This window comes from Saccharicrinis sp. 156 (assembly GCF_050589685.1).
Taxonomy (GTDB): Bacteria; Bacteroidota; Bacteroidia; order Bacteroidales; family Marinilabiliaceae; genus Saccharicrinis.
The window spans coordinates 77,457-102,337 of sequence record NZ_JBNGOS010000026.1; the positions used below are offsets into that span (position 1 = coordinate 77,457).

General features: G+C 38.3%; 22 protein-coding genes. 14 read left to right on the forward strand and 8 right to left on the reverse strand.

What is annotated here, in order from left to right; translation table 11 throughout:
* Positions 1–55 precede the first annotated feature (55 nt).
* Genes ACRD64_RS16430 through ACRD64_RS16445 form a run of 4 tightly spaced genes read right to left on the reverse strand, consistent with a single transcriptional unit; the run spans position 56 to position 4,326 of the window.
* The gene (locus tag ACRD64_RS16430; RefSeq protein WP_430934542.1) at positions 56–1,042 is read right to left on the reverse strand and encodes a DUF6588 family protein; all 987 of its coding nucleotides are present in this window, start codon (positions 1,040–1,042) and stop codon (positions 56–58) included.
* A gap of 32 nt (positions 1,043–1,074) precedes the next feature.
* Positions 1,075–2,157, reverse strand: a complete 1,083-nt coding sequence (locus ACRD64_RS16435; protein WP_430934543.1) for an SPOR domain-containing protein — start codon at positions 2,155–2,157, stop codon at positions 1,075–1,077.
* 56 nt (positions 2,158–2,213) lie between these two features.
* Positions 2,214–3,194, reverse strand: coding sequence for a DUF6588 family protein (locus tag ACRD64_RS16440; protein WP_430934544.1), 981 nt, complete (start codon positions 3,192–3,194; stop codon positions 2,214–2,216).
* A 28-nt stretch (positions 3,195–3,222) separates the two neighbouring features.
* A complete protein-coding gene (locus tag ACRD64_RS16445; protein WP_430934545.1) occupies positions 3,223–4,326 on the reverse strand; it encodes a hypothetical protein in 1,104 nt (367 codons plus the stop codon).
* Positions 4,327–4,654: 328 nt separating this feature from the next.
* Here ACRD64_RS16445 and ACRD64_RS16450 point away from each other — a divergent pair, with 328 nt between their 5' ends.
* The 6 genes from ACRD64_RS16450 (at position 4,655) to ACRD64_RS16475 (ending at position 10,971) form a co-directional block, all read left to right on the forward strand.
* Positions 4,655–6,778 (forward strand): M3 family metallopeptidase, encoded by a 2,124-nt coding sequence (locus ACRD64_RS16450; RefSeq protein WP_430934546.1) that lies wholly within the window; start codon positions 4,655–4,657, stop codon positions 6,776–6,778.
* 276 nt (positions 6,779–7,054) lie between these two features.
* Positions 7,055–7,429 (forward strand): hypothetical protein, encoded by a 375-nt coding sequence (locus ACRD64_RS16455; RefSeq protein WP_430934547.1) that lies wholly within the window; start codon positions 7,055–7,057, stop codon positions 7,427–7,429.
* Positions 7,430–7,572: 143 nt separating this feature from the next.
* Positions 7,573–7,788: a hypothetical protein gene (locus tag ACRD64_RS16460; protein ID WP_430934548.1), complete on the forward strand. Its 216-nt coding sequence runs from the start codon at positions 7,573–7,575 to the stop codon at positions 7,786–7,788.
* Positions 7,789–7,791: 3 nt separating this feature from the next.
* Positions 7,792–8,943, forward strand: a complete 1,152-nt coding sequence (locus ACRD64_RS16465) for an RHS repeat-associated core domain-containing protein (RefSeq protein ID WP_430934549.1) — start codon at positions 7,792–7,794, stop codon at positions 8,941–8,943.
* A 396-nt stretch (positions 8,944–9,339) separates the two neighbouring features.
* The gene (locus ACRD64_RS16470; protein ID WP_430934550.1) at positions 9,340–10,686 is read left to right on the forward strand and encodes an RHS repeat domain-containing protein; all 1,347 of its coding nucleotides are present in this window, start codon (positions 9,340–9,342) and stop codon (positions 10,684–10,686) included.
* A gap of 18 nt (positions 10,687–10,704) precedes the next feature.
* Positions 10,705–10,971, forward strand: a complete 267-nt coding sequence (locus ACRD64_RS16475; RefSeq protein WP_430934551.1) for a hypothetical protein — start codon at positions 10,705–10,707, stop codon at positions 10,969–10,971.
* A 36-nt stretch (positions 10,972–11,007) separates the two neighbouring features.
* Here ACRD64_RS16475 and ACRD64_RS16480 read toward each other — a convergent pair whose 3' ends face one another.
* A complete protein-coding gene (locus ACRD64_RS16480) occupies positions 11,008–11,277 on the reverse strand; it encodes a type II toxin-antitoxin system PemK/MazF family toxin (protein ID WP_430934552.1) in 270 nt (89 codons plus the stop codon).
* Positions 11,278–11,804: 527 nt separating this feature from the next.
* Here ACRD64_RS16480 and ACRD64_RS16485 point away from each other — a divergent pair.
* From ACRD64_RS16485 to ACRD64_RS16500, 4 genes are all read left to right on the forward strand, one after another.
* Positions 11,805–12,053, forward strand: coding sequence for a hypothetical protein (locus ACRD64_RS16485; protein ID WP_430934553.1), 249 nt, complete (start codon positions 11,805–11,807; stop codon positions 12,051–12,053).
* 3 nt (positions 12,054–12,056) lie between these two features.
* Positions 12,057–13,208 carry an RHS repeat-associated core domain-containing protein gene (locus tag ACRD64_RS16490; protein WP_430934554.1) on the forward strand — a complete coding sequence of 384 codons (1,152 nt, stop codon included), beginning with the start codon at positions 12,057–12,059 and terminating at the stop codon, positions 13,206–13,208.
* Between the two features lie 11 nt (positions 13,209–13,219).
* Positions 13,220–13,600: a hypothetical protein gene (locus ACRD64_RS16495; RefSeq protein ID WP_430934555.1), complete on the forward strand. Its 381-nt coding sequence runs from the start codon at positions 13,220–13,222 to the stop codon at positions 13,598–13,600.
* Between the two features lie 819 nt (positions 13,601–14,419).
* Entirely contained in the window at positions 14,420–15,748 is a 1,329-nt protein-coding gene (locus tag ACRD64_RS16500) for an RHS repeat-associated core domain-containing protein (protein ID WP_430934556.1), read from the forward strand.
* A gap of 466 nt (positions 15,749–16,214) precedes the next feature.
* Here the strand turns inward: ACRD64_RS16500 and ACRD64_RS16505 are convergent, their stop codons facing one another.
* Positions 16,215–16,421 carry a hypothetical protein gene (locus tag ACRD64_RS16505; protein WP_430934557.1) on the reverse strand — a complete coding sequence of 69 codons (207 nt, stop codon included), beginning with the start codon at positions 16,419–16,421 and terminating at the stop codon, positions 16,215–16,217.
* A gap of 611 nt (positions 16,422–17,032) precedes the next feature.
* On the opposite strand from ACRD64_RS16505, the gene ACRD64_RS16510 reads away from it, so the two are divergent.
* Entirely contained in the window at positions 17,033–17,470 is a 438-nt protein-coding gene (locus tag ACRD64_RS16510; RefSeq protein WP_430934558.1) for an RHS repeat domain-containing protein, read from the forward strand.
* Positions 17,471–17,563: 93 nt separating this feature from the next.
* Here ACRD64_RS16510 and ACRD64_RS16515 read toward each other — a convergent pair whose 3' ends face one another.
* Positions 17,564–18,565 carry a substrate-binding domain-containing protein gene (locus tag ACRD64_RS16515; protein WP_430934559.1) on the reverse strand — a complete coding sequence of 334 codons (1,002 nt, stop codon included), beginning with the start codon at positions 18,563–18,565 and terminating at the stop codon, positions 17,564–17,566.
* A 358-nt stretch (positions 18,566–18,923) separates the two neighbouring features.
* Between ACRD64_RS16515 and ACRD64_RS16520 the strand changes: the two genes are divergently transcribed.
* Positions 18,924–20,726, forward strand: a complete 1,803-nt coding sequence (locus tag ACRD64_RS16520; RefSeq protein ID WP_430934560.1) for a methyl-accepting chemotaxis protein — start codon at positions 18,924–18,926, stop codon at positions 20,724–20,726.
* A 517-nt stretch (positions 20,727–21,243) separates the two neighbouring features.
* Here the strand turns inward: ACRD64_RS16520 and ACRD64_RS16525 are convergent.
* Entirely contained in the window at positions 21,244–23,373 is a 2,130-nt protein-coding gene (locus ACRD64_RS16525) for an HD family phosphohydrolase (RefSeq protein WP_430934561.1), read from the reverse strand.
* 152 nt (positions 23,374–23,525) lie between these two features.
* Between ACRD64_RS16525 and ACRD64_RS16530 the strand changes: the two genes are divergently transcribed.
* Together ACRD64_RS16530 and ACRD64_RS16535 are read left to right on the forward strand one after the other, a co-directional pair.
* Positions 23,526–24,305 (forward strand): NlpC/P60 family protein, encoded by a 780-nt coding sequence (locus ACRD64_RS16530; RefSeq protein ID WP_430934562.1) that lies wholly within the window; start codon positions 23,526–23,528, stop codon positions 24,303–24,305.
* A 4-nt stretch (positions 24,306–24,309) separates the two neighbouring features.
* On the forward strand, positions 24,310–24,741 hold the full coding sequence (locus ACRD64_RS16535; protein WP_430934563.1) for an NUDIX domain-containing protein: 432 nt from the start codon (positions 24,310–24,312) through the stop codon (positions 24,739–24,741).
* The last annotated feature ends 140 nt before the right edge of the window (positions 24,742–24,881 follow it).

The following is a 24,881-nucleotide window of genomic DNA, read 5'->3' on the forward strand; positions in this document are numbered from 1 at the left end:
AAGGAACTTTTCCTTTGACCAACGATATTCGCTCCCATATTTTAAACCAATGGCATTATTTTATGGCTACACCTGCCCCAAAGCTTAACACACCATAATCTCCGGGGGTATAACCCGCAAATAGTTCCACCATTCCAAGTTTTGCTTTCACTCCAAAATCTAAAACCAACCTTCCAAATTTATAATTGACATACAGCGGATTGGCTTCTTCTTGTTGCAAGGCAGGATCTCCAACATAATAGTTTCCCTTTAATGCATAATCTGCACTTGAAGAAGCATAACCCGCACCCATGTACGCTGAAAAAACAGGCACATCTATCCCTATCAGCAACCTACCGCTATAACCATTTATTGTCCCTTCTAATAATTGGCCTGAACTTTCCGCGGTGGGATATTCAACTGAAACATCGTTTATAATGGAGGAATAGGCACCAAAAATTGCTAAAGACAAAGCAGGAACATTCTCCAAAACGGGAATATACTCTTTTATACTGTGTTTTATACCTATCCCATATTGCGATACGCCACCAATATTTCCCATATCCAAGTTTGGCATCAGTTTTATCCTAAGCTCGGTATTATAAGGCAAACCTATACCGGCCAGCAATACCGGAAGTGAAATCTTATCTTCTCCTTCACCTTTAGGCAACTGTATTTCCCGGCCATCTGTCTTACTTCGTATTACAGGATGATCATTTGTTTCACCCGCCATATTGGCAGCAATCGAAAAACTTCCATCCTTTACCGCATAATATTGATCCAACTCCGGAATATGATCAACATAATAACCTCTTTTGTCCGAGGGAGTAGTGCTTGTTGACATACTCAATGAAACATCAAAACCTAAGAAACGATGTGTTTTTGCTGTTCGGTACCACCCTGTGTGCAGGCTACCATGCATCATTTCGCCCATTGGAGTAAGGTACGCCTTGGCTAATTCATGTGAAACCTCAGGTGACTGCAGAAAACTAACCACTTCTTTTTGTCCCCTTACAAGAAGCGTGCTCACTAGCAGTACCGTCGATATTAATACTTTTCTCATGGTTGTTTATTTTGAGTTGTGCAGATGTATAGTTATCGTACCTGGCCGGCAAACCACGCTCTTGCCTCACTTAACGAAATTCGAACTTTACCTTTGTAAGCCACGATATAACCCTTGGTATTAGATTGCGAAAGAGCCGTTTTTGCTTCACTTAAAGTACTGAACTTACCAAAGCTATACCGATACCACCCGTCGCCTTTATTTTCAACAATTGCATACTTACCCGCATAAACCTGCTTGATACGGGATTGCGATACCTGTGTTTTATCCGCCATAATTTGTACGGTATAATACACCTCAATTTCAGGCTGAACTAACTCCTTGGGTTTTGCTTTTGTTTGTAGCTTAGGTTCTTCTGTCTTCTCGGCTTTCTTTACAGGAGCAATGGTAGCTTGCTTAACCTCTGGTTTTATCCCGGGTTCGACTACCTCCTGGTCTTTTTTAACTTTTACGGCTACAACAGGTTCCGTCTTCTCTGGCATTACAGTTTCTTCAATCGTCTCTACAGTTTCCGTGACTTTCTGAACGGTTTCTTTTACAAGTGCTTGTTTTTGAGCAGAAGTGTCCTTTCCTATTAAACCAATTGCTTCCTGGCAAAACAGTACAGCCTGCTGATAATGGAGGTTAGACTTATGGATCTGCTCCCCGCCTTTTTTTAAGTTAGCGATTACCTTGCTTTTACTTCTGAATTTTTCTGCATTATCGGTATAGAAAGCCACAGAATCTTTTAATGCCTGAACCTCAGCGAAAAACCGGTTACCTTCGTTGACCAGGTACTGATTTATATATGGCTGATAAACATTGATCATACCTTTAAAACCCGTCTTATAATAATCCTTGGTTTCAAACAGTAACCTGCTCACTCGCTTACCTGCGTAGAGATTCTCGGTAAGCTTTATATAATTGGGCTTCAGCTGAAACAAACTATCCTTAGGGAAAGTAAAATTTGCAAACAATATCTCATTACCCTGGTTGATGTACGAATCTGCTTTAACCATTTTCGATACGTCACTTTCGGAAAGCACGTTACGATTTGCATGGACCTTTACCTGGGCATTCAGGTTACCCAACAAAATCGTAAAAACAACCCATATTTTGTATCGAAACAAATTCATTACATCAGGCTTTACCTATTAATAAATTAATGCATTTTAAGATAAATAGCAACAGCTTATCTAAAACTAATGCCTAATCCGGCAGTGATTGCACTGTACTCGCCCAAAGTATAATCGGCATGTAATGCGATTACTCCCAAACGGATTCTCATTCCCACATTGGCGTCGAAGGAGTTGGTGGCATATCCCAGTTTGATTGGATCGGTTTCCTGACTGATCCCCACATTATAAGTTCCCATTAAATTAAAATTGCTTGTTGACTTTCCATATCCTACCCCTCCATAGAAAGCCACCACAGGCAAATTAGCTCCAACAATCAATCGGGTCGTAATACCTGAAGCGGATATATCCAACCTACCATCGGAAGCTGCTTCTTCGACTTCAATCTCACTGGAAAAACTGGTGTATGCTGCCAAAACGGATACGTTTAAAACAGGCACGTGTTTAACAGCGGGAATATAATCCTTAAGGTCTTTTTGAATACCTATTCCCCATAGACCGAGACTACCCGCATCACCGATTGTTACCTCCGGGGTAAACCTGCCTTTAAGCTCAAAACCAAACGGAAGCCCCACTCCGGCAGTAACCATGGGAATAGGAAGATAATCCATACCTGTACCATTGGGCATTGTAAAATCCGCTGGTGTGCCGCCCGGAAGGCCTTGAGGTTTCAACACCGGCCTTTCATCCATTTCCCCTGCTACAGTTGGCGTAATGGAAACGTTAGGGTCTGAAAGCTCATAAGTTTCCAGTTTGTCGCTGTATTTGCCAATATCAAAAGTAGTAGCACTGGATGGCGCTTTAATATAGGTGGCAGTTATCGTAACATCAAAACCCAATAATTTATGTTGTTTGGCCGAATTATACCAGCCGTTATTTAAGCTGGATCCCAGCATCTCTCCATATGGTTCCAAATAAGGTTTTGCCAATGTATTGGCATCTTTAACTCCCGCTTCTAACAATTTAGCCATGTCCGACTGTGCAAAAGTATTCAGCGACAATAATGCTACAACTAGTAATAAAAAAGTCTTTTTCATGATTATAACGTGTGTGTTTAGTGTTTCTTTAATTCGAAAGCATTCCGGCCGCCGTTCTGGTAGAAATACGCTCTTCGTGCAAGTAAGCCACCACATAGCCCTGAACGCCAGACCTTGTTTTCATGGTGTTGGCTTCTTCCAGAGTTTTAAATCTTCCGAAACTATATCGGACCCAACCATCCGCTTCGTGCTTGACCACTTCGAATGGGCCATCATACAAGGATTGTAATTTATCTTTTGGAACTGGTTGTTTTTCAGCCAAAAATTGAACCGAAAAATATAGGTCTGCGATACCCTCTTTAACAGGCTCTTCAACCAATGGCTCATTATTTACTTCTGCTTCCAATACCGGACTGATTAGTGCTGCTGTTATTGGAGTTACCGCCACAGTATCAGCATTTACTATTAAAGCTGAATCCTGAACGGAAATGGCATCGGCAATCATTGCCGTGTCAGACATGGCTATTTCGCTGACACTTATTGAATCAACCTTCAATGAATCCTGAACAACATTAGCTAAAGTTTCTATAATGGCCATTTCAGTATCCGGCACTACCAATGCAGAATCTTGAATTTCTGCGGACATGGTATCCTCCTTCTTCGTAATTTCCTCTATATTTCCTGTTGCTTTCGCTAAAACTGCGATAGCTTTATTTTCTTTCTCATTCGCTTCCATCAACATAGAAGCTGCTTTATTTAGGTCGTAATGATTGGCCGATTTCCTTCTAAGTTTTCGTCCCTCTTTATAATCATCTTTAGCAACTTCAACCAGACTTTCAACATCTGAATTTAAGCTTCCTTGTTTGATCCCTTTGGAAATGGATTTTTTGTAGACACTGTACTTTTTTCCATATCCTTCTTTGTAATAAGATGCGGAGCCCATTACTATTTTATTAGCCTTGGTTTCAAGCCGTCTTATTTTTCCTTTTCGGCTTTTTCCTTCAGTCTCTATTTCCTCAATTTGCCGGGTGTACTTCTCCTTTTTACCAACAACCGCATCCCCTTTTTTAATTTTTTTATCGGCACGTGCAATCTTCCGATTATTGCTCGTATTCAACACATCAGTATATTGACCATAAGAAGCAATACCCATACCAAGAATAAATGCAATACAAAAACTCAATAATCTCATTTTATTAAACCTTATAAGAATTAAAAAATGCCCGGAAGTCCCATGACTCCGGGTTTTAGATTCTTTGTACTTTAAATAAGCAACTATGTTACGTAAATGGCCAATTTTTATTCATTGCTTTTATCGCATAAGGATAATAATTATCATTGATTGTATAATAAAACACCTTTAAATTGCGCAACCAAAAAAATTAAATCAATCAAATGATGAAACGAGCATGCAAGTTCAATCATTTAATTTACACAGGGAAAATGATTGAATTTTCTTGGGAGTTCCCCCGCAATACTTTGGGGCAGGCTATATGACTATTAAAAGAAAATTAGAGTATATGAAACCAATATTAATTTTTAGTTGTTTACTTTGCATTTCCATATTTATGGGCAGTTGTAATCAGAAAAGTACTATGAACACCAATCCATTATTAGAAGATTTTAATACGGTGCACGAAACACCACCGTTCGATAAAATACAAACCAGCCATTATCTTCCGGCATTTAAAAATGCTATTGAAAAAGCCAAAGCGGACATTAACAAAATTGTTAACTCTAAAGAAGAGCCTACTTTTGAGAATACCATTTTAGCGCTGGAATATGCAGGTAATCAATTAAACGATGTATCCAGCATATTTTTTAATATCAACTCGGCTGAAACCAATGAGGAGATTCAAGCCATTGCACGTGAAGTTTCGCCCATGTTGACAGAATATTCAAACGACATTGTTTTGAACGAAACGTTGTTTGGGAAAGTAAAAGCCGTGTATGATTCTCGCAAAAACATAAACCTTAACGAGGAACAAACAAAACTATTAGAGGATTCTTACAAAGGGTTCGAAAGAAAAGGCGCTTTGCTAAAAGGTGAAGACAAAGAGCGCTACCGTGCAATAACATCGGAACTGAGTAAATTGACCTTACAGTTTGGAGAAAACGTATTGGCCGAAACCAACGAGTTTAAACTTCATATTACCGATGAAGCACAGCTTTCGGGATTGCCCGATGCCATTAAATCAGCAGCTGCCGAAGTCGCCAAAAGCGAAGATAAAGAAGGCTGGATATTTACGTTGCAGTTCCCCAGCTATGTTCCGTTTATGAAATATGCGGACAACAGGGACCTAAGAAAGCAGATGTATATGGCTTTTTCAACCAGGGCCAACCATGGCAACAAGCACGATAACAAAGAAATTATTACAAAAATAGTCAACCTTCGTTTAGAAAAAGCAAAATTACTGGGTTACGAAAACCATGCTCAATTTGTTTTGGAAGAGCGTATGGCAAAAACACCGGAAAAAGTAAACGGGTTTTTGGATGACCTGTTTGCACGTTCCATGAAGTTTGCCAAAAACGAGGTGGCAGAAGTAGCAGCTTACGCTAAAAAGCATGGCTTAAACGATGAACTTCAACGTTGGGATTTCAGTTACTATTCCGAAAAAGTTAAAGCCGAGAAATTTGACTTTACCGAGGAAATGACAAAACCATATTTCCAGCTGGAGGAAGTTATTGATGGTGTTTTTGGCCTAGCAAACACCCTTTATGGAATTAGCTTTAAGGAAAACAAGGATATTCCGGTTTACCACGAAGAAGTGAAAGCTTATGAGGTACTGGATGAGAATGGAGAATACTTATCGGTTCTTTATCTCGACTTCCATCCACGCAGCGGAAAGAGAGGTGGAGCATGGATGACCAACTATAGAGAGCAATATGTTAAAGACGGGAAAAACGTTCGTCCGTTTGTTTCGTTGGTTTGTAATTTCAGCCGTCCAACGGAAGATACACCTTCCTTATTAACACATAACGAGGTAACCACATTTCTTCATGAGTTCGGACATGGTTTACATGGCATGTTGGCCAACACTACCTACAAAAGCCAAAGCGGCACCAATGTATACCGCGACTTTGTTGAGTTACCGTCGCAAATTCTAGAGAACTGGGGAACGGAAAAAGAATGGTTAAAATTAGTGGGTAAACATTATAAAACAGGTGAAGCTATACCTGATGAATTGGTGGACAAAATATTGGCTTCTGCCAACTTTCAGAGCGGATACCTAAGTGTTCGCCAGTTGTCGTTCGGCATGAACGATATGGCCTGGCATTCTATTAACAATCCGTTTGAAGGGTCGGTAACTGATTTTGAAGATGCTGCCATGGCTAAGACTGAGTTGTTCCCTGAAGTAGAGGGTACTAGTTTTAGTACGGCTTTTTCACACATTTTTGCGGGCGGATATGCTGCAGGGTACTACGGTTACAAATGGGCCGAAGTACTGGATGCCGATGCATTTAAAGTATTTAAGCAAAACGGCATTTTTGACAAAGCAACGGCAAACTCATTCAGGGTTAACATCTTGTCGCAAGGTGGAACCAAACACCCAATGGATTTATATGTGGCCTTTAGAGGTCAGGAACCAACTCCCGATGCCCTACTTGAAAGAAGTGGATTGGTGAAAAACAGTGTTCAGTGATTAGTTGGAACGAAGTGACATCCCGTCCCATTAAATTCATTTAATTATTGACGGGAAAGCAGTATTCGGTAATCAGTATTCAGTGAATGGTATGTCAGTGGTTATTAGTTTTTGGTTAATGGCCGTTTTTATTGATAGCATAAGATAAATAAAGGATGTTTCGAGAGAGGCATCCTTTTTTGTTGTTATGCCACTATTGATGGAATTTATTACTTTTATAAAGTAGCTATTGCACAACCAGTAACTTCTGCAAAATTACTAACGCCAATAAATATTATGAAAACAAATCAGTTATTAACTGATGCAGAAAAGATTGCTCCCAGTAAAAAAACAGTTCCCATTTTAATTCTCTTTTTTGCAATTGGACTTTGTATTATTATTGGAATAATTATGTATAGTCAGCAACCAAATACGATCTTTTTCAAAACTTCGATTAATGGTAAGGTTAATGATATACAGAAGGAAATAAAAAACGTTTACTTCTTGATTGATTCCACATGGTACTTGATTAAAAAAGAATGCATCGATGAAATATCAACAGGGGATTCAATTGCCAAAGAAAAAAATAGTTATACGCTAACTATTTATAATAAAGGTAATATTAAATGGAAAGGAGAAGTAAAAAAGATTAAATTTAGAAAGGTTAATTAGTTTGAAGATAAATAGAAACAGAAAGAGGGTGTCGTTTGGGGTGCCCTCTTTCTATAAGGTTAAAATGGGGTTATTTAGTATTGCGTTTAGACTTTGCGGCACAATACTTAATGTATAAAACAGGTTCAAATTTATATTACACAATGACCGACCATCTGGGTTCATTGAACACTCTTATAGATGCCTCCGCTAATATTGTTGAGGAGCATGCCTTCGACAGTTGGGGAAAAAGAAGAGACCCGCATAATTGGGGGAATACATCAACAACAAGTTCTTCCATTACTGAAAGAGGTTTTGGATATTCGAGTTTGACTTTTAAGGCAGAAATTAATATGTTCAGTGAGGACTTATTTTTTTGACAAGTGACAACGCAGACAAAACATATAGCCGAACTAATCCCGATGGCCTTAGCCAAATCGGGAAACGGAAGAACCTATTGCCCAACAACCATGCAGTTCGTAAGTCCCGACCCTATAATACAATCTCTGGGTAATAGTGCAAATTACAATAGATATTCGTATTGTATGAACAACCCTATAATGTATACCGACCCCAGTGGGTATCAACATTACCCATATCAAGATGAAGTTAATGCCATAAATAAAGCACAATTGGAAAGATGGCTAAGCATGGGAGCTCCAGGAGGAGGAGGGGGAGATGGTTCCATTACGCCTCATTTAGACAGGTGGAGGTATCAAGCTTCTGGTGGATTAAGTTACAATTGGAGTACAGGTTTATATGAGAATGTTTATTCCGGTGAAAGTATGAGTGCAGGTAGTTTTGCTTTTAGTGGCATTGCAAAATCAATGGGTATAGTTTCCGCTACCAATGAGGCTGCCCAAACAATTATGAATTACCTTATAGACGGTTTCGACATTGAATTTATAGACAACGGTACAGCATCCTATGCCATTGCCATGCAAAATTTTAATTATCTGGGCAGTGCCGCAGGTATTACATGGAATGCGTCGTTTAGTAACTCGGGATTAAGCAATGGGTTTAACAGGGGAGTGCATGAGGGCACTAACTTTAGTTTAGGAGATGATTGGTTTAACCAAATACAAACTGGCACTCAATATGGATGGAACTGGTCTAGAACAACAACAAAGCAAAAGTTCAATCATTCAGAGGCTCAAGCTTATGCGAACAATATGGAACAAAAATATGATAAAATGGTTTCTGAATTAGGTTGGTATTCCGCTGGAGCAGGTACAGCTAGTGGAGCAGCAGGTGTGTGGGTGGTTAAATTATCTGCAAAATCTAATTTTATTACTGCTACCTATAGTGCTGCCTATATGGCAGCATTCGCTGCACAAGCTAATGGAATTGAAAATTCATATAATGCTTTACAATATCAGTATAATGACCAAAGTGCCAATCCATTTCAGGCAGGTTTTTATGTTGTGACATCCACATCTCGTGTAACAACAATGGGCACTGGAATGTTTACTCATAGTTCCACGAGTAGCTTTTACCTACCCAATGGTGCGTTATTTTATACGATTTCACATTAATATTTGAATTATGATTAATACTGTAAGAAAAATAATCGTTATTGTCTTAATTACTGGATATTTGCTAATATCATACTTCATATATCAGAATACAGATATCAAGTACGAACAAAAAATTCCTTTTACTTTCTGGGTAATTTTTCTGGCAATTTTCTTATTGTCATTATTGTTAGCACAAAAGAAGCCAAAGGGGATTTATCCAATGTTAGCGATGTTGCTTTTATTAATGGTACAGGTATTGGTATTTTTAATACCAGAAGTACATAATTTTGCATGTCAACTTTTTAATTAGTAAATTAACTAAGGTTGCATTAGAAATAGTGCAGCCTTTATTATTAAAATAATAATTACATTTAGACATTTACCTTCCCAACTGGACTGGCAGCTATTTAGGTGATGGACAACACGGGCAACAACATATACTACGCACTGACCGACCATTTGGGTTCACTCAATTGCTTAATCGACAACAGTGGCAATATTGTTGAGGAGCACGCCTTTGATAGCTGGGGTAAACGACGAGACCCGCAAAATTGGGGGAATAGCACTACTTCAACTTCCTCTATTACCGATAGGGGCTTTACAATGCACGAAGAACTAAAGGAATTTGATTTAATCCATATGAATTTAAGCAATAAACGAGCGCAGAGCGAAGCTTGCTTCTGCTCTGCCGAGTGTCGCTTAAATGGCCGAAGGCAAAGGCGTTTCTACTGCCCCACCACTATGCAGTTTGTTAGCCCCGACCTATTTATACAATCGCCTCAAAGTTCTGCCAATTATAACAGGTATTCTTATTGTATGAACAATCCTATTATGTATTCTGATCCTAGTGGGTATCAATATTACCCATATCAAAATGAAGTTAATGCCATAAATAAAGCACAATTGGAAAGATGGCTAAGCATGGGAGCTCCAGGAGGAAGGGGAGGTGGTTCCATATTCCCTAAATACGGTGTTTTGGGTTCTCCAAGGAATAATCTTGAATACGAAAAACAGCTTGCATATAATTTGGATACTAGAGAGGGTGGTTCATTTTTTACGGATGGTTTAAATCAACGTATTAGCACATTTGGTAAAGTTTCTTATATAGAAACAAGCAAACTTAGGAGAGAAAACGTTCAGGTTTTAGATTATACTTTAAAAAATGGAGAGTTATATTTGAAGGGTACTAAATTTTTTAACATTTATGTACCTTCTAAGTTAACCGCCCTTAACCCAAACAACGCAAATAGAATTGCAGAGTTGTTCGGAAAGTATAATGCCCAATCTGGAGGGGGTAGTACAAGTGGAGATGAACTCTTAATTGAACTGAATATTAAATTTGGAGTAGGTTATGAACGGAGTTATAACCTGGGTGGATTTGGAGCAAAAGCAAAAGCTTCAGCAACGATGGATTATATGACTTTTCGTTTGACGGAGAAGGGGTTTAAGTATATCCCATATAGGAAAGCAACTGTTGAAGGTTCGTTTGGGCATGCAATGTTAAATGGAGGTGTTAAAATGGATTATAATGGATATAATTCGCAATGGAGTGGTAACGCCACATTTGCGAATTTTGATTTCTCCACAAGTCAAGCTCCCATGATTACTCCACTTAGCTTTGGATACCAGATGCCTTTAGGTTTTGGCTTTGACTTTAAATTCAGTGTAAATGCATATTCTGCATTTCAATCGTTTGACAGGGCTGACCAGGTTCATCGGCAAGTAACAGGGGTAGGTATTTGGTACGGCCCAAAATATTAATCTAAAAACATGCTTGATATGAATACAATATTGCCAATTATTTTAGGAATTTACATCATACTTTTTGCAATACGATATTTTGTTATCAAAGAGTTAAATACTAAAAAATTATTGCCAAATAATCTTAAGGAAAATGCAATAACTTTCATAAAAATGAAAGATGGCTCTAAAAGTAAAAGTGCTCAATCCTTGTATAAAAAATACAATCTAATTACAGCATTTTTATGGGGTGTAACCTTAGTTGTCTTAATTGTAGTTATAGCAGATAACATAGGACGTTTGTAGGAAGAGAAACAGAAAAGCCCGAGCAATCGGGCTTTTTCAATGCTTTACAATCTCAATAAGTTTGTCTGTAACCTTTTCAAACACTTCTGGTTTAACAGTTCCTATTTTTCGTGTAATAATACTTTTTTCAGCAGTAAATAGCCTGTTTGGTCTAATGTTACTAGGTTTGTTCAGAGAACCTGTTTTAAAATCAGAACCATCAAGGGCAATGGCATAATTGTCTTTAACAAACTGGCTTGTAATTTGGCAAAGAATAATGAACCCAGCTAGCGCGGACTTGTAGTCCGTGCAATAAGCAAGCTGCAAACAATAACGAGAGCTACGATTTAAATGATTGTAGCTCTTGCTAATTTTGGTAGGAATTGTATTCCGTTAACCTATATTACAGGTTTTTTCTGGCAATGTGGGTTATGATTCAACGGATACTCATAGTTAAATAGCAATTCTACTGCTTTGCTTAAACTGCAAACTTTTAGAAGTCGATAGGCATAAACCATGTGCCATTATATTTATAAATTGGTGTATCTTTCCAGCATGTCAGATAAGTGCAAAATTTACGATAACCAATATGCTTATTTTATTACTATTACTACTGGATATTCCGGAGCAAGCTGACCCCCTTACCAAACGTTGGTTGAGGTCATGTTTTTAGCATGACATTCCGGCGGATGCTAACCCAAAAATATTCATTATATTATACCTCCTTAACTTAAAATCATTTGGGAGAATGCCGATAATATAATAAAGCGACTGTTGGAGCGAAGTGAACAAGGGACGCATTTTATTATTTAATCGGTATTACGAGTCCAACAGGATTGGCTGCTATTTATGTTATGGATAACACAGGTATTAATATATACTATACATTAACCGACCATTTGGGTTCGCTCAACTGCCTAATCGACAGCAATGGCGATATTGAAGAAGAGCATGCCTTTGATAGTTGGGGAAAAAGAAGAGACCCACATAATTGGGGGAATACATCAACAACAAGTTCTTCCATTACTGAAAGAGGTTTTGGATATTCGAGTTTGACTTTTAAGGCAGAAATTAATATGTTCAGTGAGGACTTATTTTTTTGACAAGTGACAACGCAGACAAAACATATAGCCGAACTAATCCCGATGGCTTTAGCCAAATCGGGGAACGGTAGAGTGTATTGCCCCACCACCATGCAGTTTGTTAGCCCCGACCCTTTAATTCAGTCTCCCCAGAGCACAGCCAATTATAACAGGTATTCATATTGTATGAATAACCCGATAATGTATTCTGACCCTAGTGGGTATAGATATTACCACGTTGAGGAACCTTGGTTTAATCCTTATGCAGGGAACTTGATGGGACATACCTCAATTGGAGGTAGTGAAACTCCGCATATAAACAGGGCACGGCAGGAAAGTTATGCTAAGTATTCCAATGTTGGTTGGAGTTATATTGCACATTCCGGAATGTACGACAACAAGTATTCTGGAGCTTCAATGGAGGCCAGTGAATTCAATGCCAGTGGAATAGCGCAGTCGATGGGAGTTTCAATGAGTATGTCTGAGTATACATCACGTTTAGATCCCATTGAAAAGGGAATTGGTGGATCGAATGGACACAACGGTAGAGCATTTGGACAATTGCCCGGTTTTGATGGCCATTTCTTTGATTATGATACTTCAAGTAAAAAGTTTTATATACCTTATACCAATACTGAGGTTAACCCACTAAATATAATGATTAGTAGTTTAGCTGATGGAAATGGAGGAGAGTTCTTGAAATATGCTATGGTGGCTGCTAATACTAGTTTAGGAATTGCATCAGAATATATTTTCTTTAAAGGAAAGTACTACAAATGGAATGAAGTTTGGCATAAAACTAAGGAGTCAGGTTATGCGAAAGTTTGGCAAAGGTCCAGATGGAAAAACCCTGGAGCTAAACATTGGAGAATAAATCAACTAAATACAGTTAGTAAAGCCAGAAGTATTTCCACAAAACTAGGCGTATTAAGCAGTGTGCTTCTCGTAGCTGATATAGGGTTGTCTGGAGAAGTAATGCCATCCCATATTATCAATGCAACTGCAATTGGAGGTTCATTTACAGGAATAGGTTCAATAGCAGCTGCGGGTTGGTTTATAGCTGATTTTGGAACGATGGGAGTGAATTATATAATAAATGGAGAAGCTAGAGGAATCGGTGATATGTTAGATGAGAAATATGGCCCTGTAATTACTTTATATGAAGGTGTTTATTAAATTTTTGAACGATGAAAATAGAATTCCCACTTATTAACATTAGTAATATCCAGTGGACCGATGAAAATTGTCAAGAATTTTTCGTTTATGATGAATATTATCATTCGAATGACATGGACTTCTTGAATAAATATATTTTGAACAAAAAATATATGGATAGTAAAGGAAATATTTTTAAAGTCTCAAATACGAAAAGGGTAGAGAACTTCTGGTGGAGACTTTTTTTAATCAGAAAGACACAGCTGATTTTTACTTATACGGGAGATACTTTTACAGTAGAAGAATTAAGGAAATTTTTAATGGATAAAGTCTCAGGTTTAGATAAAGAAGCAAGTAAAGAATGGCTTAAGCAAATCAAAAATGCTAAAACTTACAAGGAACTACTTACTTAACTAATCGTATTATTTAATCGTCTTTTCATGATAAGAGAATGAGAGCTACAATGTAAAATTGTGGCTCTCATGGAATAAATTACCAACAGGACTTTCGGCAATATACGTAATGGATAACACGGGAAATAATATATACTACACGTTGACCGACCATCTGGGCTCACTCAATTGCTTAATCGACGATAGCGGCAATATTGTTGAGGAACATGCCTTTGACAGTTGGGGTAAACGATGTGACCCGCATAACCCCAGCTAGCGCGGACTTGTAGTTCGTGCAATAAGCAAGCTGCAAACAATAACGAGAGCTACGATTTAAATGATTGTAGCTCTTGCTAATTTTGGTAGGAATTGTATTCCGTTAACCTATATTACAGGTTTTTTCTGGCAATGTGGGTTATGATTCAACGGATACTCATAGTTAAATAGTAATTCTACTGCTTTGCTTAAACTGCAAACTTTTAGAAGTCGATAGGCATAAACCATGTGCCATTATATTTATAAATTGGTGTATCTTTCCAGCATGTCAGATAAGTGCAAAATTTACGATAACCAATCTGCTTATTTTATTACTATTACTACTGGATATTCCGGAGCAAGCTGACCCCCTTACCAAACGTTGGTTGAGGTCATATTTTTAGCATGACATTCCGGCGGATGCTAACCCAAAAATATTCATTATATTATACCTCCTTAACTTAAAATCATTTGGGAGAATGCCGATAATATAATAAAGCGACTGTTGGAACGAAGTGAACAAGAGACGCATTTTATTATTTAATCGGTATTACAAGTCCAACAGGATTGGCAGCTATTTATGTTATGGATAACACAGGTAATAATATATACTATACATTAACTGACCATTTGGGCTCGTTAAACACCCTTATTGATGCTTCTGGTAATATAGTTGAAGAACATGCCTTTGATAGTTGGGGAAAAAGAAGAGACCCGCATTATTGGGAAAGCTCTACTACTACAACTTCCTCCATTACCGACAGAGGTTTTGGATATTCGAGTTTGACTTTTAAGGCAGAAATTAATATGTTCAGTAAGGACTTATTTTTTTGGCAAGTGACAACGCAGACAAAACATATAGCCGAACTAATCCCGATGGCCTTAGACCCATCGGGAAACGGAAGAACCTACTGCCCCACCACCATGCAGTTTGTTAGCCCCGACCCTTTAATTCAGTCTCCCCAGAGCACAGCCAATTATAACAGGTATTCATATTGTATGAATAACCCGATAATGTATTCTGACCCTAGTGGGTATCAATATTACCCATATCAAAATGAAGTTAATGCCATAAATAAAGCACAATTGGAAAGATGGCTAAGCATGGGAGCTCCAGGAGGAGGAGGGGGAGGTGGTTCCATATTCCCTAAATACGGTGTTTTGGGTTCTCCAAGGAATAATCTTGAATACGAAAAACAGCTTGCATATAATTTGGATACTAGAGAGGGTGGTTCATTTTTTACGGATGGTTTAAATCAACGTATTAGCACATTTGGTGAAGTTTCTTATATAGAAACAAGCAAACTTAGGAGAGAAAACGTTCAGGTTTTAGATTATACTTTAAAAAATGGAGAGTTATATTTGAAGGGTACTAAATTTTTTAACATTTATGTACCTTCTAAGTTAACCGCCCTTAACCCAAACAACGCAAATAGAATTGCAGAGTTGTTCGGAAAGTATAATGCCCAAGCGGACGGGGGTGATTTTGGTTGGGATGATGCCTGGCAATATACAAAGACCGGTGCATCTGTTGTTCGAGGAGGAGCTGCCTTTGCGAAAGTGATAGAAACAGAATATGTTAGGCAGGCAGTGTTTAATTCTAGTCTTGCAGGGAAAACGGTTTCTACAGTACCCAATGCTTTAGGAAAAATATCTGCTGTTTCAAAAGTGGCAGGAGGATTTGGTATAGCTGCATCATGGGGTATCGCGGGTTACCATGTTGCAAACGGAACAGACAATACATCAACCTGGGTAAATGCAGGAGCTAACACCTTGATTTTAGGAGCAGCTATATTAGGTGGCCCAATTACCGTTGGTATTGCTGCAGGGGCTGGAATTGTGTACGGCGTCAGCTACTTAATATATGGAGATGAGATGGATTCATTTATTGATAATAATTTTGGATATAGGTAATTTTAGACATGGCAAGAAAAATATTTCATTATATATATTACTGTTATTTTGTTTTAATAAACAAAAAGGCCTCGCATAGAGAGGATGGAGCAAGTAGTCTAATTTCTATGTTTATTTTGTCGATGGCAATAGCAATTTATTATGCAATAAATATTCTTGTTAATAGACAAAAGTATATAGCCTTGTTAGAGGGATTTGGAATTTTCTTTTTAGGTTCATTAATCTGGTATTTCTGCAGGGTGTATTTTATAAAGAGACAGAAATACAAAGAAATTAAATTGGAGTTTCAGAAGATGCCCAAGTTTGTTTCGATTTTTATCGGTATAATAATTTTAGTTCTTCCTTTCGTGTTATTTGTTTATACAGGTATTAAGATGGGAGATTTTATTCGAAGCATTAAATAATTACCCTGTTAAACTTAGGGTATATCATAAAAAAGCCTGGCAAGTCCAGGCTTTTTTATGCTTTAGAATTTAGCTTTACCATCCAACAGGTCTTTCATCCTTTTTTTAGTCAGCATAGAATTAATAATTTTAATAAGTGCGTTTTTTTCGTCTTCATCAAGCTGGTTAATAAGCATTAACTGCTCATTAAGTTCGTGGTTTTCTAATTCCACTACGCTATTTTCATTATCGTTTAAAAGGTTGTCGGCACTTACGGCAAATACTTTCATTAACCTTTGCACAATATCAATAGAGGGCAATAAATGTACCCAGCTAGCGCGGACTTGTAGTTCGTGCAATAAGCAAGCTGCAAACAATAACGAGAGCTACGATTTAAATGATTGTAGCTCTTGCTAATTTTGGTAGGAATTGTATTCCGTTAACCTATATTACAGGTTTTTTCTGGCAATGTGGGTTATGATTCAACGGATACTCATAGTTAAATAGCAATTCTACTGCTTTGCTTAAACTGCAAACTTTTAGAAGTCGATAGGCATAAACCATGTGCCATTATATTTATAAATTGGTGTATCTTTCCAGCATGTCAGATAAGTGCAAAATTTACGATAACCAATCTGCTTATTTTATTACTATTACTACTGGATATTCCGGAGCAAGCTGACCCCCTTACCAAACGTTGGTTGAGGTCATGTTTTTAGCATGACATTCCGGCGGATGCTAACCCAAAAATATTCATTATATTATACCTCCTTAACTTTAAAATCATTTGGGATAATGCCGATGTAATAATAAAGTGACTGTTGGAACGAAGTGAACAAGGGACGCATTTTATTATTTAATCGGTATTACAAGTCCAACAGGATTGGCAGCTATTTATGTTATGGATAACACAGGTAATAATATATACTATACATTAACCGACCATTTGGGCTCGTTAAACACCCTTATTGATGCTTCTGGTAATATAGTTGAAGAACACGCATTCGACAGTTGGGGCAGGAAAAGAGACCCACATAATTGGGGGAATACATCAACAACAAGTTCTTCCATTACCGACAGAGGTTTTGGATATTCGAGTTTGACTTTTAAGGCAGAAATTAATATGTTCAGTGAGGACTTATTTTTTTGGCAAGTGACAACGCAGACAAAACATATAGCCGAACTAATCCCGATGGCCTTAGCCAAATCGGGAAACGGAAGAACCTACTGCCCCACCACCATGCAGTTTGTTAGCCCCGACCCTTTAATTCAGTCTCCCCATAGCACGGCTAATTATAACAGGTATTCTTATTGTATGAACAATCCTATTATGTTCTGATCCGTAATATGCAATAGTTTGGAAGAAATTAATTCAACAAAGCCACACTGATTTTCAATATGGTTTTGTTGGTTATATATTTCAATTACAATCCTACTCGTACAATTCTTTTTGGGTATAAAAGCCGGAACCTACCAAAACCCGATCAATATTGTCTTTTGTTACGGCAATTGAATTTACCCTGTGCGTAGGTATATCTTTTAGTCCGTTAAAGTCGGTACTATTGGCAAAGTCTTTAAGTTTTTTTCCTTTAGCCATTTCAATAGCAATTTCAGCTCCTTTTTCGGCTATGGTTTTTAATGGGTGAAAAACGGTAACACACTGGTTGCCTGCAATTACATTTTTACATCCTGCCAGTTCGGCATCTTGTCCCGTAACTGCAACCTTACCAGCCAGTTTATTGGCTCTCAGCACATCAATTACTGAAGCTGCTATACCATCATATCCGGCTATTACGGCATCAATGTCATTGCCATGTAACGCGATTACTTTATCCATTTCAAAGGCAGCAATACTAGGATCCCATTTCTCGATAAAAGTTTCGTAAACGATTTCAACTTGTTTTTGATCTATCTTGGACTTCAAATGTTTTTTTACGGCAGCTTGTAATTCCTCCCCGTTTTTATCGAACTTATCACCTCCCAAAATAACATATTTACCTGTGGGCTTTTCTTTTAAAACAGCATCTACCATTATTTTACCTATCAAATCGTTACTGCTGGCCACAAAAAAGTCTACATCGCTGTTTTTTATCATCCTGTTATAGGCCAGTACGGGTATACCGTCGGCATGTGCGTTACGAACAATAACTGCCGCCGTGTTAACATTGGCCGCGATCAACGCCAATGCATCCACACCTTGTTCCATCATTTCGTTGGCCAATTCTATTTGCAGCGATTCATCGTTGGATGCCGTTTTCACAATCACCTCAACGCCCTGCTTTTCACAGTACTCTTTAAAGAAGCTACTTTCTTTGTTAAATCTTACTGTTAAATCTGAAGGATATAAAAATCCAATTGTCACTTGCTCTTTATCTTTACATCCCCCCAAGAACACAATGGTCGCAAGAAGCATTATGCTGATAATATTTTTCATCTCTAAACTATATAATATTTAACTTTTCGAATTACAAAATAAAAACCACAATAATTCTATTTACCAAATCGTTACAACAAGAAAGCAACCGCAATTAATGATTGTTAATTACAAAACGAAGTATTGGGTCGAAATACACAAACCAGTTATATTACAATACAAAGCTAATCATTTTAGCGAGTTAACAAACAGGTAAGAAAATACCACATTCAATCCAGTCCCTATTAACAAAAAAATGTTTTAAATATTGCTTTCTTTTGGTAACATTTATTAAAATTGTACGTTAAATTGCACACCCCAACCCTGTCACCACCTAAATTAATTTGAAAATTTAGGTATACTCATTAACTGTATTTTTATGAATTGGAGAGATCTTAAAATCAAAAACAAGGTTGGAATTGGATTTGGCATCGTCATTCTAATGACCGTTGTTTCCAGCACAATACTGCTTATTAATTTACTGAAAGTAGACAAGGAAATAAAGTTATTATCCAACAGGTATATTCCTTCGGTGAACGAATCATCAAAAATGGATCATTTTTGGGAACTCGCCAATGGTAATATGAATGCCTTCGATTTAACAGGTAATCCCTATTACAACAATCTGGCAGGGCAACAGCTCGAAAGTTATATGCAGGCTTTGGAAAAATTGATTGAACTTTCCGACTCCTCCAACAACTCTTTGGAGAACAGAGGTATCGACCTAAATCGGCTAAAGAATTTGGCCCGTAATTTTAAAAACAAAAAAAAGCAATCTGCCGCTAATGAAATCAATATCCGAGAGCTATCTCAAGAAATCGACACCCTTTTTTCGGAATTAAATAGGGTAGGTGAAAAATCCCGGGTCTCAACCGCAACTCAAAGAACGTTGGCTCACGCCAACCGATTGCATGTAAATTTTCAGAAATGTACATATTCTAAGAATGTATTATGTATGGATGACATTTTGAAAGCTGCGGAACAATTAAAAAATGTTCATGGTGTATCCCGAGAATTTAAAAATATATTAAACCGCATTATAGGTCAAATAGAAAACTTTGTTCCCCAATACAAAATTACCGGAAAGGTAGAACTTGAAAAATTTGAAATAGCAAAATCACTGATGTGGGAAGTGAGAAAAGCATCGGAATTAGGACTTGACTATCTGTTGGAAATGGGAGAAAAGAGCGCCCGCATAGTGCAGCAGGAAAAGCAGATCCTGATTATTTCTCTAATTGCGGTCCTGATTTTCGGTATTAGCTTGAGCTATGTATTGGCTACCTCTATCAGCAAACCATTGGTAAAGGGAATAGCGTTGGCCGAGCAAGCCGCCCTGGGCAATTTAAACGTGTCATTCGCTTCCAATAGCAAGGATGAAGTGGGCCGGTTGGCCACTGCCCTGGATACTATGGTACGTAACATTAAAAATGTGGTCGACGAAATAAGCACAGGCGCGAGCAAAATGGTATATGCCAGCGAAAGGCTGACCAAAGAATCAACAGAACTGAGTGAAGGAGCGAGCGAGCAAGCCTCAGCGGCCGAAGAGGTTTCGTCGTCCATGGAGGAGATGTACGCCAACATACAGCAAAACACCGACAATTCTAAGGAAACCGAACGAATTGCGGTTCAGGCAGTGGAAGGCATAAAAATAAGCAATGCCAGCTCCGAAGAAGCGAAACAATACCTGGATGCGATTACTGAAAAAATATCCATTATCGGCGACATAGCGTTTCAGACCAATATATTGGCACTCAACGCTGCTGTTGAAGCAGCCAGAGCCGGGCAGGAAGGAAGAGGTTTTGCAGTAGTAGCTGCCGAAGTACGTAAACTGGCCGAAAGGAGTCAGCAAGCAGCCGGGGAAATTAATGCTGCTTCGCAAAATACTATTAACAGTTCCAAAGTGGCCAACGACAATTTAAAGCAGATAACACCTGAAATTGAAAAAACGGCCATGCTTGTTCAGGAGATTACCAGCGCCTCGCTGGAGCAGGTATCAGGGGTTGAACAAATTAACAATGCGCTACAACAATTAAATCAGATTACGCAACGTAACGCATCCAACTCCGATGAAATAAGTACCGCGGCCCGAGAGCTCGAAGAACTATCTGTTCTGCTTAAAAAATCGATTTCGGTTTTTAAGATAAATGATCAGAAACTGAGTTCCAGCCCTACCAGCAATTAAACCAAAGGTGAAGCTGAACAGTGTTCCGTGAGTTCCGGACTTACATCATCCCGGACGACGCTGTCGGATACATATAATATTAACCCGGGTAAAGCGATGAACGACGGCCATTATGAAGTGTTTTAATAGACATCACTATTCGAAATTTAAGAATGGGAAAGCATCCTTCATTTTCAACACGCATAAAAGGATGACACCCTTCTATGCGTGTACATATCAATTTGTTATCGAGCGGTTTATATAATTTCAGCCCCAAAATAACTGCACATATTAATTGGTTTTGCAATACGACTGTCCGGCACCGACAGGTCACTTTATTTCACTTGTTGTACCCAGTTTCCGCTACGCTTCACCCTTGGAGAATACAGTTCACACCGTTGGGGCTCTAACCTTTCTCTGGTTAGATGATTGAATATGTGTATTTATTAATTTCTTACATAATACTCAGTACTCTCCGCTCTCCACCCTCCACATTTATCACTCCGTCGCTAAGCTACTGTTGACTGATGACCGGATACTATTTCTTCTTCTTCACTTTTGGATATGAGACCCGTGCGTGATATATATTTTTCAGTTTTTGCTTAAAAACCATTTTGGCCGTAGTAATTTCCCTAAAAGTAATAGGCGCGTTAAAAAACTGACCTTCTTTTATCTGGGTATTCACAATATTCTCCACCAGCTTGTCAATGGCTTCGTCGGTATAATTCTTCAAGCTTCTACTGGCAGCCTCTATTGAATCGGCCATCATTAAAATAGCCGTTTCCTTGGTAAAAGGGGTGGGCCCCGGATAGGTAAAATTCTTTTCTTCCGGTTCTTTATCCGGATATTTATTGATAAACGAATTATAAAAATATCGGGCCTTGGTAGTCCCTTGATGGGTAGAAATAAAATCAATGATCTTTTCGGGCAACTTATGCTTACGGGCAATTTTCACTCCTCCCTCAATATGATCGATTACCAGTTTGGCACTATCTTCAAAATCCATATTATCATGCGGATTGATTCCCGAAATTTGGTTTTCGGTAAAATACAACGGCGTAGCTGATTTACCGATATCATGATACATGGCCCCTGCTCGCACCAAAAGCGGGTTGGCATCGATTTTATAGGCTACTTCCTGTGCTAAATTACCTACCTGGATAGAGTGTTGGAATGTTCCCGGCGCATTTTCCGCCAGCTTGCGAAGCAGTGGATGATTGGTATCCGATAGCTCCACCAACGTTACGTCGGAAAGAAAACCAAAAAGTTTCTCGAAAATATAAATCAAAGGATACACGGCCAAAATCAAAATGCCATTGATCGCAAAATACATATAATATCTGTAATTAATCGTCTGGATATCTCCTTCCTGCATCAAATGCAAACCGGTATAAAACACGGAATAGGTCAGGAAAATAAAAATGGCGGATCGCACAATCTGTGCCCTTCGTGCCATTTTATACAGACTAAAGATAGCAGCAATACCTGCCGGAATTTGCAAAAAGATAAACTCGAAACTATTATCGCTAAAAAACGACGCCAGCACCATGGCCACAACGAACATAAAGAAACCAAGTCGCGAATCCATAAATGTTCTCACAATTAATGGCAATATCGTAAATGGAATAACCCAGATGGGCACATCGGGAATACGATGGGAGATAAAAGCCATCAGGATAATGGTACATAATATCATCAACAGAAAAGTGATATAATTCAGGTTGAGGAACACGTCTTTCCTATAAAAATACAGGAAAAGAAACAAACCGGTCAAAAACATTAAGGTGGTCAATACATGTCCTGCCAAAATCTGATTGTACTGCGACAAAGTTCCCACCCTCGATTCGTATTCTTTTTTGTAGGAATTCAGTTTTTTAATTCCGCTATCGTTAATGATCTCTCCTTTTTCGATCACACGTTGCCCCCCAAGCACTATACCATTTGTTAATGCCAGGTTTTTAAGTGCTCTATCCTTTTCGTTTAAAGTTCTTTCCTTATCTAGATTAATGTTGGTGATTAAAAAATCATTAATTTGCAGTTCCGAAATAAAATTCTCAACTCCCCTAAAATCATTGGTCGTAAAAGCTAATCCTTTGGCTAATTCTTTAATAATAAACTGGTACGAAGACCTGAGGGTGAAAAATTCGTTGGCCATAAAGGGTTCCGCTAGGTTCTCATTCACCAGCATCAGCTCCAGTTCATCTTTCCTTTCCGCATATTCTTCGGGTATAGCAATCACCCCCTTAGCATATACTTGCCACAAGATAGTATCTACCAATTCCGAAACCAGCCGTGCGTTTTCCTTGTTCTTAATTTTACCATTTAGAAACTTGTATTTTTGCACATAATCGGGCATTTTTTTTTCATAGGCACTTAAAAACTCCCGTTTAACATTAACCACAGCCGCACTATCGTATGTAAAATAAGGCCTGAAATTTTTAAGGATACTATCTCGCTCCACTTCCAATTCCTGATCAGTCTTGAAAATCCTAAAGTCAAACGGGGCAATCAACACATCATATCGCCAGGGTTCACCCTTGCTATAATCGTACCTAAGCTTACGTTCCCTGGGCATCAGGTTGGCAATAATAAGTACCGCAGCCAAAAACAGCAGAATCCGATAAGATGCCTGCGAATATTTTTTTAAACGTTGAACAAACTCTTTCATAAATATTAATTGACTTAAATAATATATCAACAAATATGCGTAAAATCAGCCACAAAATAAGGCTTCGACTATTGTATAATGATATTTTTGCATCACGCTCAATTTAGTATTGGCATATTTTGGTATATTCGCAGCACTAAATATTAAGGTATATGAATGGTTCAATAAGCGTATATAGTTTTATTCCGGTACGGAAAGAACCATCTGAGGCATCGGAGCTTGTTACACAGATTCTTTTTGGAGAGACCTTTGTGGTTCTGGAAAAAGAGGAGAAGTGGGCAAGAATCAAGATGGACTTTGATGGCTATGAAGGCTGGATTGACGCAAAACTAATTTTTTCTATGGCTGAAACAGAGTATGAGCTATGGAAAAACGCCGATGCATGGATGGTTCCTACACCTAAAATCAACATTGTTAAAGACGGCTCCAGCGCACCTATGATTATATCTGCCGGTAGTCGCATCGTGTTTAATGGTCACGACAGAAATAGTTTTTCCATCGGAAAAAACGATTATTTTATTTCGGGCCAGATACCATCAAATAAAGAATTGGGAATTAGGGAGGTAGCCACTTCTTTATTACACACACCCTATCTTTGGGGAGGAAGATCGTACTTTGGCATCGACTGTTCGGGCTTGTCGCAAATTGTTTTTAAGATTAACGGAACCCGAATTCCCAGAGACGCGTATCAACAAATAGAACTCGGTAATAACGTTAGTTTTGTTGAGGAAGCCAGAATTGGTGATCTTGCGTTTTTTGATAATGCCGAGGGGCATATTGTTCATGTAGGGATATGCCTGGGGTCAGGTAAAGTGATTCATGCCCACGGAGAAGTCAGAATAGACTCGATTGATCACCAGGGTATTTTTAATCATGACACGAATAAATACTCACACAAGTTAAGGGTTATCAAAAGAATCATATCTGCCTGATCCTATGAGTTTCACTTATGAATACCCTCGTCCGGCTGTAACCGTCGATATAATACTGGTTACCAAAGACAGTATACCCAAGGTTTTATTTATTGAAAGGAAACATAGCCCTTATGAAGGAACATGGGCATTCCCCGGTGGTTTTTTAGATATGGATGAAGATCTGGAAACAGCTGCGTTACGCGAACTGAAAGAAGAAACGCATATCCAAAACATTCAAATAAAACAATTTAAGAGCTATGGTGCTGTTGATCGCGATCCTAGAGGAAGGACGGTATCAATCGTTTTTTATGCTTTTGTAGAAGATGAACTAAATGCACAAGCGGGTGACGATGCGGACAAGGCAAAATGGTTTGGCTTAGATGAGATTCCAAATCTGGCTTTTGACCACGAATTGATTTTGAAAGAGTTTAAGGAAGCTTTGCTTAATACCTAATTTATCCAAACGTCGTACTATCACCAACTTTTCTTTTTCAATTAAAACAAGCTTCTTTAACTTGCAATATGCATTAGAAATTCTATTACACATTGAAATTACTTTAAAACAAGACACTTCGTTGCATCACTTCAACTCAC

What these genes read in the sequence shown, in the direction of transcription:
- ACRD64_RS16510 (WP_430934558.1), top strand. Translation starts at nt 17,033, where the DNA reads ATGGATAACACAGGTAATAATATATACTATACATTAACCGACCATTTG.
- ACRD64_RS16485 (WP_430934553.1), top strand. Translation starts at nt 11,805, where the DNA reads ATGGATAACACAGGTATTAATATATACTATACATTAACCGACCATTTG.
- ACRD64_RS16445 (WP_430934545.1), bottom strand. Translation starts at nt 4,326, where the DNA reads ATGAGATTATTGAGTTTTTGTATTGCATTTATTCTTGGTATGGGTATT.
- ACRD64_RS16475 (WP_430934551.1), top strand. Translation starts at nt 10,705, where the DNA reads ATGAATACAATATTGCCAATTATTTTAGGAATTTACATCATACTTTTT.
- ACRD64_RS16530 (WP_430934562.1), top strand. Translation starts at nt 23,526, where the DNA reads ATGAATGGTTCAATAAGCGTATATAGTTTTATTCCGGTACGGAAAGAA.
- ACRD64_RS16505 (WP_430934557.1), bottom strand. Translation starts at nt 16,421, where the DNA reads ATGAAAGTATTTGCCGTAAGTGCCGACAACCTTTTAAACGATAATGAA.
- ACRD64_RS16525 (WP_430934561.1), bottom strand. Translation starts at nt 23,373, where the DNA reads ATGAAAGAGTTTGTTCAACGTTTAAAAAAATATTCGCAGGCATCTTAT.
- ACRD64_RS16440 (WP_430934544.1), bottom strand. Translation starts at nt 3,194, where the DNA reads ATGAAAAAGACTTTTTTATTACTAGTTGTAGCATTATTGTCGCTGAAT.
- ACRD64_RS16495 (WP_430934555.1), top strand. Translation starts at nt 13,220, where the DNA reads ATGAAAATAGAATTCCCACTTATTAACATTAGTAATATCCAGTGGACC.
- ACRD64_RS16535 (WP_430934563.1), top strand. Translation starts at nt 24,310, where the DNA reads ATGAGTTTCACTTATGAATACCCTCGTCCGGCTGTAACCGTCGATATA.
- ACRD64_RS16460 (WP_430934548.1), top strand. Translation starts at nt 7,573, where the DNA reads ATGACCGACCATCTGGGTTCATTGAACACTCTTATAGATGCCTCCGCT.
- ACRD64_RS16500 (WP_430934556.1), top strand. Translation starts at nt 14,420, where the DNA reads ATGGATAACACAGGTAATAATATATACTATACATTAACTGACCATTTG.
- ACRD64_RS16435 (WP_430934543.1), bottom strand. Translation starts at nt 2,157, where the DNA reads ATGAATTTGTTTCGATACAAAATATGGGTTGTTTTTACGATTTTGTTG.
- ACRD64_RS16470 (WP_430934550.1), top strand. Translation starts at nt 9,340, where the DNA reads ATGGACAACACGGGCAACAACATATACTACGCACTGACCGACCATTTG.
- ACRD64_RS16515 (WP_430934559.1), bottom strand. Translation starts at nt 18,565, where the DNA reads ATGAAAAATATTATCAGCATAATGCTTCTTGCGACCATTGTGTTCTTG.
- ACRD64_RS16455 (WP_430934547.1), top strand. Translation starts at nt 7,055, where the DNA reads ATGAAAACAAATCAGTTATTAACTGATGCAGAAAAGATTGCTCCCAGT.
- ACRD64_RS16430 (WP_430934542.1), bottom strand. Translation starts at nt 1,042, where the DNA reads ATGAGAAAAGTATTAATATCGACGGTACTGCTAGTGAGCACGCTTCTT.
- ACRD64_RS16450 (WP_430934546.1), top strand. Translation starts at nt 4,655, where the DNA reads ATGAAACCAATATTAATTTTTAGTTGTTTACTTTGCATTTCCATATTT.
- ACRD64_RS16520 (WP_430934560.1), top strand. Translation starts at nt 18,924, where the DNA reads ATGAATTGGAGAGATCTTAAAATCAAAAACAAGGTTGGAATTGGATTT.